Genomic DNA, 9,296 nt, shown 5'->3' on the forward strand with positions numbered 1-9,296 from the left:
TTTCGGTCTGGCGTTGGTGTCAGCAACCAGACCCTAACCGAACATCACCGGTGACCACCTCTACCTCGACCTACACCACGTCCGGGGACACGATCGTTTTTTTCCGCCGACCGCCCGGATTGCGAAACGATCTTCTACTCCCCGCGGTCCAATGGCTTCACCCCGATGCCGGACAGATCGATTCAGATGTTGGCGCTATTCGGATCTCCCAAGGAGGCGCCCTTGCCATCTGGCTCCGCTGCAACGATTTCCGGTGGCGGAGACGACATCGAGCCATGAGGCTCCTGACGCGCAGGTGGAAACACGAGGTCACCTTCGAAATATCCTGCTTCCCACTATAGCACCGCATCCTCAAATGCTTCGTCCGTCTCTCGCCCGTACCATCTGGTCACGATTTTTAGACCTTGCCGAACAGCGCGCTGCCCACGCGGATGGTCGCGCAAGGATCCAGCAGATCGGCTTTGAGCTCGGCAGCGTCTTGTACGCCATGGCCCACCGGATACTGGGGAACGCCGACGCGTACGACATGACGTCCGACATGCTGGCGGATCAGTTCCAGCGCCTGCTCGTGCGAGGCCGGTTTCGGCACCAATACGACCCGATTGCCGGCACGAACCGTGACGGCCAGGGGATCAGGCGTTCCCGCTTGGTCGATGAACTTCTCGACGATCGCGGGTTTCAGGTTGGGGTCGGCACATCGCTGGACAAGGGCGGCATCCACCATTCCCGTCTCTCCTTACTTCAGGTGTTGAACGACATCACCAGTGGGAGGGCGAATAGCTGGGCCCAGGCAGTTATGCTGGCCTTCTGGATGTCGACGATCGAGGAGCCGTGGGTCCACCAGCCATTTCCGACCGCGACGACTGTCTCCGCGCCGAACCACATCGACTGAAGGATCGGCCAGGCGATGAGCTGTTCGTAGCAGATGACCGGCGCGATCCGAGTGCCAGCGAGCTCCACTACGGGGTTCGCAAAGAAGTGGGCGCGGGCGCCGCCACCCGCTGCGGTCCACGTCGTCCAAGGCTGCCACATGGACACGGGTACCGGCATTCGCTCGCGGTAGAGGACATTCGCCCTACGGCCAGAAATCGCCACCATCACGTTGTCGTAGCCATGCCGTTCGAGCACCGCGGCGCCGGCGAGGAGTGTGACGTTCGAGTCACGCAGCGCTTTGATCCAGAGACCTTCGAGGGTCTGGGTCCAGAACCCGAGCGTACTTTCCGGCAAGATCACAACGCGGGCACCGCTTGCGGCCCGCTCACGCACCAAGGCCATGAGCATGTTTTGATAGGCAAGCGATCGCTCGCGGCCGAGACCCCGACCGAGAGAGAGATCAACGCCCCTCCATCCTGCGGACGGCGTCGGTTTCGTAGGGTTCGTCGCCGACCATAGCCATAACCCAGCGAGGACAATCATCATGACCGGCCAGGCGCGCGTCGTCATGACAAGCAACATCGCGACGGCAGCCGTGAGCCCCCACCAGCCCCAGCCGGGGAAGAGGACGCCGGCAGCCGTCACGGGATGCGCCCACCCCGTGATCCCAAACGGCGGAAACGCCATCAGGACAGCAGCCACCAGATAACGCAGCGCGCGCGTCCATCCCGGTTGTCTCAACCACAGCGCAGCGTGCACCCCGGCAAATAGGCACGACGCGCCGATCCATAGCGCAAGTCCGGGCCAGATATCGGCCGCGTAGAAGGCAGAAACGCCCTGCGGCAGGCCCCGCGAAGCTGCCAGGAAATACCCCATCGACACCGCCGCCGCTGTGACCCGGTTCGGCGCCCACGCCCAAAGCGCCGGGAACAGCATGGCGAGCGGCAACGTCATGACATGCCCGGACCATCCGATCCAGCCGATGGCGACGGCCCCGGCGACAAGCTGGGCAGGGCGCCAGCAATCAGGGATAGACGGTGAAGATCGGCCGCGCCAGACCGAGAAGGCCGGCGTCGGGGATCGGCCCGAAGTAACGGGAATCATAGGAACCTGCGAGGGGAGAATGAACGAAAATCTGACCGCCCGGAACCATGCCGCCAGTCCAGGGGATGAGCGGACGGCCGGCGCCGTCGCGAGCGATCAGTTGGGAGCGGGGCAGGGCGGCACCACCGATCACGATGCCGGTGCCGACCTCGATGCGGCCGCCAGCAAGCGCCGCGACGGTCTTGATGAGGGGCGCTGCGCCGCTTGGGCATAAGCCCCAGCGGAAGTACCCGCGCTTAAGGCCGAACACCGCGATCGACCCCGGTGGCGGACAGACGAAAACGAGATCGCCGATCCCCACGGGACGATCGAGCGGCACGAGGCGCCACAGCCCGAGCGGCTCGCTCGGCGTCAGGTTGATGCGCAATCCGCCGAGCCCGCCCAGAACAGCGATCACCGCCATCACGACCACGCCGCCGACGAGCATCGTGAGTGCACGCCGCCGCGTTTCGCCGCTCCTCCTTCCAGCTGCCTTTCCGATATCCGCACGCGCACCGACTGTCATTTGAGCGACAGCCCCTGTCGCTGTCCCTGACGCATCGCCTCGACCTGCTTCAGTCTTTCGGCGGTGCGCTGCTGGGCGGCGAGTTGCTGCGCCGTGCGCATTGTCGGCCAGGCCGATTTCAGTTCGTCGCGTTGGGTGGCGTTCATGCCAGCCGCGAGCTTCTCGAAGGCTGGGCCGTCCGGCGTCTTCGCGCCGTTCGCAAGCATGGAGCGCTCGCCGAAGCGCTCGGAGACGGCCCGAGCGAACCCTTCGAGCTCGGCCTTGACCATCTTGTCCTCGAGGGAGAAGGCCAGCGCGGCGGGAACGTCGTTTCGGTCGATCGCGTCACGCACACGCTCGAGCACATTCTTCGCTGCCGGCGACAATGCCGGGATGTCGACGGCGGCCTTCACGCGTGCCGCGCGTTCCTCGGTCTCGTGCTTATCCTCGGCCTCGGCGCGCGCGCGCAGATAGCGCTCGAGGTCACGAGCGAGCGCCGGCACGTTGAGCGCCGCGCGTTCGCGATCCTCTCGGTCGGCTCGGCTGGCGAGAAGGCCGGTCTTGCCCTTGAGTGCACCGAAGCTCTCAGGCCTCGTAGCGATCCTCGACAGGGTGGATCTGGCCGTGTCGGCGTTCCTGATCATGCCGTCGACGTCGACCTTGCGGAACGCGGCCTCCGGCTCGGCGAAGACGAAGCGGAAGCGGGTCGAGACCTCCTCCCATTGCCTCGATAGGGCGGGATCGGCGACGAGCCTGTTCTCGACCGCCTGGTCGATCGATCTGGCGAATGTGGTGATGCCCGCGACCATAGGCTTGGCCTCCGTTGCAATGTTGGTTGCAGCTGGTGCGGCGGACGCGCCGCGGCCGAGCCTCAAACCCAGCGCGACGAGCCGCGCGCCGAGATCGGCAAGCTTTTGCTTCTGTCGAACCGTCCAGCGCAGATGGTCGGCGACAAGCGTGCGGGCGACGCGCACGAGATGAAGCCCGCGCGCATCGGCGAAGCGCAGAGCGGCGCGATAGGAGCCTGCGCGATCGTAGTCGAGCGTGGTTTCCTTGCCCCGATGTTGCGACAGGATCTTCGTCAGGCTACCGGCCTTCCGGAAGGAGCGCGCCCCGTAATAGAGGCCGACATCCTCGCGATGGCGGGTCAACGCCACATAGGAGAGGTGCCGGTCGAGCGAGAGGGTGGCGAGCACCTTGACCCGGTCGACGGTCGACCCTTGCGACTTGTGAATGGTGGTCGCATAGCCGTGGTCGACATGGGCGTAGAAGCGCTGGTCGACGTCGACATGGCGACGGTGTTCGCCCTCGCAGACCATGGCTTTGAACCAGCCCGGCCGCGCCTCGACGACATGGGCGATCATGCCATTCTTCACCCCAAGCGCCGCGTCGTTCTTCAAGAAGACGATCTGGTCGCCGGCCGCGAAACGGCGGGGGCCGTCCACGGTGCGGAAGGCATGGCCTTCCTCGACGAGGCCGCGCTCGATCAGCTTGTCCCGCGCCATGTCGTTGAGCGCGCGCACGTCACGACGGAGATGAGCGAGGATTAGCGTCGACTTCGCCGGATCATAATCGCGGTTCCAGTCCTCGATCAGCGTCGCGATGGCCTCGGCCTTGAATGTGCGCGGCTGGAGCTTGCCGTTCGCCTCATAGCTCTTCAGCGCCGCGGCGACATTGCCGCGCGCCAGATCGAGCGAGGCATCACGCATCCATTGTTCGCGCTGGCGATAGATGGTTTCCAGTTCGGCATAACCGGCACGCTCAACGATGGCACGGAACGCGGCACCCGCCTCGATCGGCTGGAGCTGATCGGGATCGCCGACGAGCACCAGCTTAGCGCCGGCTTTCACCACTGTCTCGACGAACAGCGCCATCTGCCGGGATGAGACCATGCCGGCCTCATCGAGCACGAAGACGCATCTGTCGTCGATCTGGTCACGGCCCTTCGACCAGGCGAGCTCCCATGAGGCGAGCGTGCGCGAGGCAATACCGGCCTCCTTCTCCAATCCCTCGGCCGCCTTGCCGGCAAGCGCGGCACCGACCACGCGATACCCGGCCGTCTCCCAGACCTCGCGCGCGGCCTTCATCATCGTGGTCTTGCCGGCGCCGGCGCGCCCGACGATCGCGGCCAGCCGTCCGTCACCGGCGACATGGGCTATCGCCACGCGCTGCTCCTCCGAGAGCCGGGCATGACGCTGAAACACCGCCTCGAGCACCGTCTCGCGAACACCGTGCGAGGACCGCGCGGCGAGCCAGATCGCGCGATGGGCCATCCCGGCTTCGAGCCGGATCAGCTCGCGCGTCGTGTACTTGGCGGGCTCGCGGACACCACTCGCGAAGCCGATGCGCTCGCCTTCCAGACGGAGCACTTCGGGATCCTGCATGATCCGCGCAAGGAGATGCTGGAAGGTGTCGGCATCGTCGACATAGCGATGCAGTGCCTTGCCGATGTCGCGCTCGGTGAAGACGCTCATCTCGCGCGTGACGAGGTCGAGCACGAGCTCCGGCCGGCGCAGGATACGCTCGCGGTTCTCCGCCCTTCTCTCCTCATGGAGCGCAACGCGCTCCAGCCTGGGCGACCACCCCGCCGCCCCTTCCTTCCGGTCGATCGCCTTCGCCGCTACGCCGACATGCGTCGTGGGCACGAGCTCGATACCGCGCTCGGCGTAGGCGCGCCCGTCGACGCGAATATCGAGACCGGCGAGCGCCAGATGCCTATTCTGGAGATCAAGCCAGCCCTCGCGCTGCTCAAGAAACTCAGCCTTTTCGCCCGACCAAAGTCGATAAACGATCTTGCCCGCGTCGTTGCGGAGCGGTTGGCCATCCTCGCCGATGACCGGGACCTTCTTCGGCCCGAATCCGCCCTCGGTCAGCGGCCGCAACGTCGTCATCAGGTGAATGTGCGGATTGCCCGGCTCGTCGTGGAACACCCAGTCCGCGACCTGCCCGCGGGTGAGCACCTGCGTTTCCACGAACTCCCGCACCAGGGCGATGTTCTGGTCGGCTGAGAGCTCAACCGGCAACGCGATGATGAATTCCTTGGCGAGCTGGGCATCGGAGCGTTTCTCGAAAGCCTCGACCGCATTCCAGAACGATTCCGCGGCCCCTGCGACCGCGCGGTCGGCTATCAACGCTCGCGCCCATTCCGGCGCATCGGCCGGCAGCAACAACTCCTCATGCCGGAGGCCTTGCTTGGCGGAATAGTCGACGGTCCGCCCCTCGGCCTGGTGCTCCATTCGGGTGCAATGACGGTACGCAGCCGACAGCACGGCGCTGCGGCCAGCGCCGCGCGAGATGAGCTGGGGCGTGAAATGGGTAATGGCCAAGATGGGGCGGGCTCCGGGAAGGCGGCAAAGCAGGCGTGCTCGTCGGGAGTGGCGGCCACCGGCCGGGCTGAAGCAGGGCGTCGCGAATGCGACGTATTACTGCGCCCTTGGACCATTCCTTCAGAATGGTCGGGATCATTCAGCCAAAGTGTCGGCTGCGCCGACGTGCAAATCTGCACCTTTCGATCACAGGGCATCCGGAAGAGCCTTGCCCGATGCGATCCGCGCCAGGCGCAACAGGAGGGCCAGCCGGAAATGAAGAAGCCATCGTCGAAGATCCGCGAGGAAATCGTCCAGCTCCAGGCTCAGCTCAAGCTCGCCGAAACGCGCGAGGCCGAGCGGATCGGGCGCGTGGCGCTCAAGGCGGGCCTGGGCGAGATCGAGATCGACGAAGGCGAACTACAGGCCGCGTTCGAGGAGATCGCCGGGCGGTTTCGGGGGCAGAGCGGAAGAGCGACCGGCAAGAAGGGGGCCGAGATCGGCAGTCGGGACAGCGGCAATGCCGCGAAGGTCGAGACTGGCGCGCCTGCGGGCTACTCTGGCGAGGGGTGAGCGCATGCACCAAATGTCATCCTCAGAGGCCCGCAAGAAGGACACGCGCGAGAAGATCGAACTCGGTGGCCTGATCGCCAAGGCCGGGCTTCGCTACGAGAAGCGCGCCGTTTTGCTCGGCGCGCTGATCGAACTCGGCCAGCGGCTGAAAGCCGACGATGCCGAGCGTATGCGCCTCGCCGCGCTCGGCGCGAAGGCCTTCGGCAATAATGGCGAATAGACTCCTGCTTGGCCTCGCGCCGATGGCCTTGATGATCGGAACGCTGATCGGCATGTCCGGCTATGAACAAAGCCTTGCTGCCTTCGGCAAGATCGAGCCGCAACGGGTGCTGTTCGCCCGCGCCGGGCTCGCGCTGCCCTTCTTCGCCGCCGCTTCGGTCGGCGTGATCTTCCTCTTCGCCGCCGCTGGCGCCACCCGTATCCGCACGGCCGGATGGGGCGTCATGGCGGGATGCGCGATGGCGATCACCATCGCCGTGCTGCGCGCGACATCGCAGTCGCCAGCGTTCGCGCAGTTCGACCCAGCCTACATGGTCGGCGGAAGCGCTGCTCTGATCGTCGGATGCTTCGCCCTGCGCGTTGCCGTGAAAGGCAACGCCGCCTTCGCCGCGTCGGTGCCGAAGCGCGTGCATGGCAAGCGCGCCCTGCATGGCGATGCCAACTGGATGACGATGGCCGAGGCCGGCAAGCTCTTTCCCGATTCCGGCGGCGTCGTCATCGGCGAGCGTTTCCGTGTCGACCGGGACAGTGCGGCAACAGCGGCGTTTCGTGCGACGGATCAGCAGAGCTGGGGAGCGGGCGGCCGCTCGCCGCTGCTCTGCTTCGACGCTTCCTTCGGCTCCTCCCACGGCATCGTCTTCGCCGGTTCCGGCGGCTACAAGACCACCTCGGTGACGATCCCGACCGCGCTCAAATGGGGCGGCGCGCTCATCGTGCTCGATCCCTCGAACGAGGTCGCGCCGATGGTGATCGACCATCGCCGCGCGGCCGGGCGCACCGTCCATGTGCTCGATCCGAAGGAGTCGGCGGCGGGCTTCAACGCGCTCGACTGGATCGGCCGCTTCGGCGGCACGAAGGAAGAGGACATCGCGGCGGTCGCCTCATGGATCATGAGCGACAGTGGCGGGGCCCGCGGCGTGCGCGACGACTTCTTCCGCGCCTCGGCCTTGCAACTCCTCACCGCGCTCATCGCCGATGTCTGCCTGTCGGGGCATACGAGCGAGGCGGACCAGACCCTGCGCCAGGTGCGCGCCAATCTGTCCGAGCCGGAGCCGAAGCTGAGGTCGCGTTTGCAGGAGATCTATGATGGCTCGCAATCGCAGTTCGTAAGGGAGAACGTCGCCGTATTCGTCAACATGACGCCGGAGACGTTCTCGGGCGTCTATGCCAACGCCGTCAAGGAAACCCACTGGCTGAGCTACCCGAACTATGCCGCGCTCGTGTCGGGCCATTCCTTCGTCACCGATGACCTCGCCGGCGGCAAGACGGACGTCTTCATCAATCTCGACCTGAAGACGCTGGAGACCCATGCGGGCCTCGCCCGCGTCATCATCGGCGCGTTCATGAACGCGATCTACCATCGGAACGGCGAGATGACGGGGAGGGCGTTGTTCCTGCTCGACGAGGTGGCGCGGCTCGGCTTCATGCGGATCCTCGAGACCGCCCGCGACGCCGGCCGCAAATACGGCATCACCCTCATCCTGCTGTTCCAGTCGATCGGCCAGATGCGCGAGACCTGGGGCGGTCAGGACGCCGCGAGCAAATGGTTCGAATCGGCGAGCTGGATCAGCTTCGCCGCCGTCAACGATCCCGAGACCGCCGACTACATCTCGAAGCGCTGCGGCGCGACCACGGTCGAGATCGATCAGGTCAGCCGCTCGTCACAATCCTCCGGATCCTCGCGCACGCGCTCAAAGCAGCTCGGGTCTCGGCCGCTGATCCAGCCACACGAGGTGCTGCGCATGCGCGCCGACGAGCAGATTGTCTTCACCGCCGGCAACGCGCCGCTGCGCTGCGGCCGCGCGATCTGGTTCCGGCGCGAAGACATGAAGGGCTGCGTGAAGGCGAACAGGTTCCAGCCGGAGAAAGACTGAGCCCCGCGCTATGTCGGGCCACACAAACCTTCACGGAAATGAATCGATGGCGCCGGAACGATTCAGCAAAGTCGTTGGACGCGGATTCGTCGGAGCGCGATTCTAGTCCCTTGCTCGCCCAGCCCTACCACCTCTATATCGAACGCCGGGATGCCCCCAGGAACATGGCCCGGTTCTACGCCATGTCGATCGAGCGGACGCTGTTCGGACAGGCCTGCCTCATCCGACGCTGGGGGCGCATCGGCGCACATGGGCAGATGATGCAGCATTCCTTCGACCGGGAGGACGAAGCCGTGCAGCTCTTCCTCGACCTGCAGCGGCAGAAGCGCAATCGCGGTTATCGGCCGAAGGGAAAACCGATCTCGTCCAACAACTCAGCTCCTGAGAGGTAAGAAGTTGGCCCCACCTCGTCGGCGGGGCCAGTTCTGGGTCAATCTCGGTTCGGTCGGGACCAGATCAGCGAGAGGCCGTCCTCGCCTTCGACATCGACCAGGGTGGCGTAGATCGGAGCCGGGAAGCTCGGATCGTCCAGCTTGACCGATAGGTAGTCGCGGCCGCTTTGCTCGGAGTGCTTCTGCCACGCCGCGCCCAGCTCAACCGACCCGCCGGCGAAGATGTGGAAGTGCGGACCCTTGTCGAAGGGGGTCTCGATCCGCTCGAAGCGGGCCTTGACGTTGAGGGTGAGAGTCCTGATCGAGCCGGTGAAGCCGTTCGAGGCGGAGGTGAAGGTGCCGATGGTCGCCATGCCATGGTGCTCATCCTTTTCCAAAGTCTCGGGCCGCGCCCTCCGCGGCCTCAATGGCTGTCGACAAGACCGAAGACGATCGGACCGTACCCACCGGGGTGCCCGTCGCCGACATCCGA

9 protein-coding genes are annotated in these 9,296 nt (G+C 65.6%); 4 read left to right on the forward strand and 5 right to left on the reverse strand.

Annotation, left to right across the window (positions count from 1 at the left end; translation table 11 throughout):
* Positions 1–397: 397 nt before the first annotated feature.
* The 4 genes from YU1_RS34860 to traA all read right to left on the reverse strand — a co-directional run bounded on the left by YU1_RS34860 (position 398) and on the right by traA (position 5,787).
* Positions 398–724: a lysozyme family protein gene (locus YU1_RS34860; RefSeq protein WP_342447016.1), complete on the reverse strand. Its 327-nt coding sequence runs from the start codon at positions 722–724 to the stop codon at positions 398–400.
* Between the two features lie 17 nt (positions 725–741).
* The gene (locus tag YU1_RS0124895) at positions 742–1,977 is read right to left on the reverse strand and encodes a conjugal transfer protein TraB (protein ID WP_084540120.1); all 1,236 of its coding nucleotides are present in this window, start codon (positions 1,975–1,977) and stop codon (positions 742–744) included.
* Complete coding sequence (gene traF, locus YU1_RS0124900; RefSeq protein ID WP_029006376.1) at positions 1,898–2,404, reverse strand: conjugative transfer signal peptidase TraF; 507 nt, start codon at positions 2,402–2,404, stop codon at positions 1,898–1,900. The genes YU1_RS0124895 and traF overlap by 80 nt, the downstream gene beginning before the upstream one ends.
* 74 nt (positions 2,405–2,478) lie before the next feature.
* Entirely contained in the window at positions 2,479–5,787 is a 3,309-nt protein-coding gene (gene traA / locus YU1_RS0124905; protein WP_029006377.1) for a Ti-type conjugative transfer relaxase TraA, read from the reverse strand.
* 255 nt (positions 5,788–6,042) lie between these two features.
* Between traA and traC the strand changes: the two genes are divergently transcribed.
* The 4 genes from traC to YU1_RS0124925 all read left to right on the forward strand — a co-directional run bounded on the left by traC (position 6,043) and on the right by YU1_RS0124925 (position 8,824).
* Entirely contained in the window at positions 6,043–6,339 is a 297-nt protein-coding gene (traC, locus tag YU1_RS0124910; protein WP_029006378.1) for a conjugal transfer protein TraC, read from the forward strand.
* Positions 6,340–6,343: 4 nt separating this feature from the next.
* Positions 6,344–6,559 carry a type IV conjugative transfer system coupling protein TraD gene (traD, locus tag YU1_RS0124915; protein WP_029006379.1) on the forward strand — a complete coding sequence of 72 codons (216 nt, stop codon included), beginning with the start codon at positions 6,344–6,346 and terminating at the stop codon, positions 6,557–6,559.
* Complete coding sequence (gene traG, locus YU1_RS0124920; protein ID WP_035716698.1) at positions 6,549–8,432, forward strand: Ti-type conjugative transfer system protein TraG; 1,884 nt, start codon at positions 6,549–6,551, stop codon at positions 8,430–8,432. The genes traD and traG overlap by 11 nt, the downstream gene beginning before the upstream one ends.
* A 110-nt stretch (positions 8,433–8,542) precedes the next feature.
* Positions 8,543–8,824 carry a WGR domain-containing protein gene (locus tag YU1_RS0124925; protein WP_029006381.1) on the forward strand — a complete coding sequence of 94 codons (282 nt, stop codon included), beginning with the start codon at positions 8,543–8,545 and terminating at the stop codon, positions 8,822–8,824.
* A gap of 38 nt (positions 8,825–8,862) precedes the next feature.
* On the opposite strand, the gene YU1_RS0124930 is transcribed toward YU1_RS0124925, so the two are convergent.
* Entirely contained in the window at positions 8,863–9,177 is a 315-nt protein-coding gene (locus YU1_RS0124930) for a DUF736 domain-containing protein (RefSeq protein ID WP_029006382.1), read from the reverse strand.
* Positions 9,178–9,296: the final 119 nt, after the last annotated feature.

It is taken from the genome of Azorhizobium doebereinerae UFLA1-100, assembly GCF_000473085.1.
Lineage (GTDB): Bacteria > Pseudomonadota > Alphaproteobacteria > Rhizobiales > Xanthobacteraceae > Azorhizobium > Azorhizobium doebereinerae.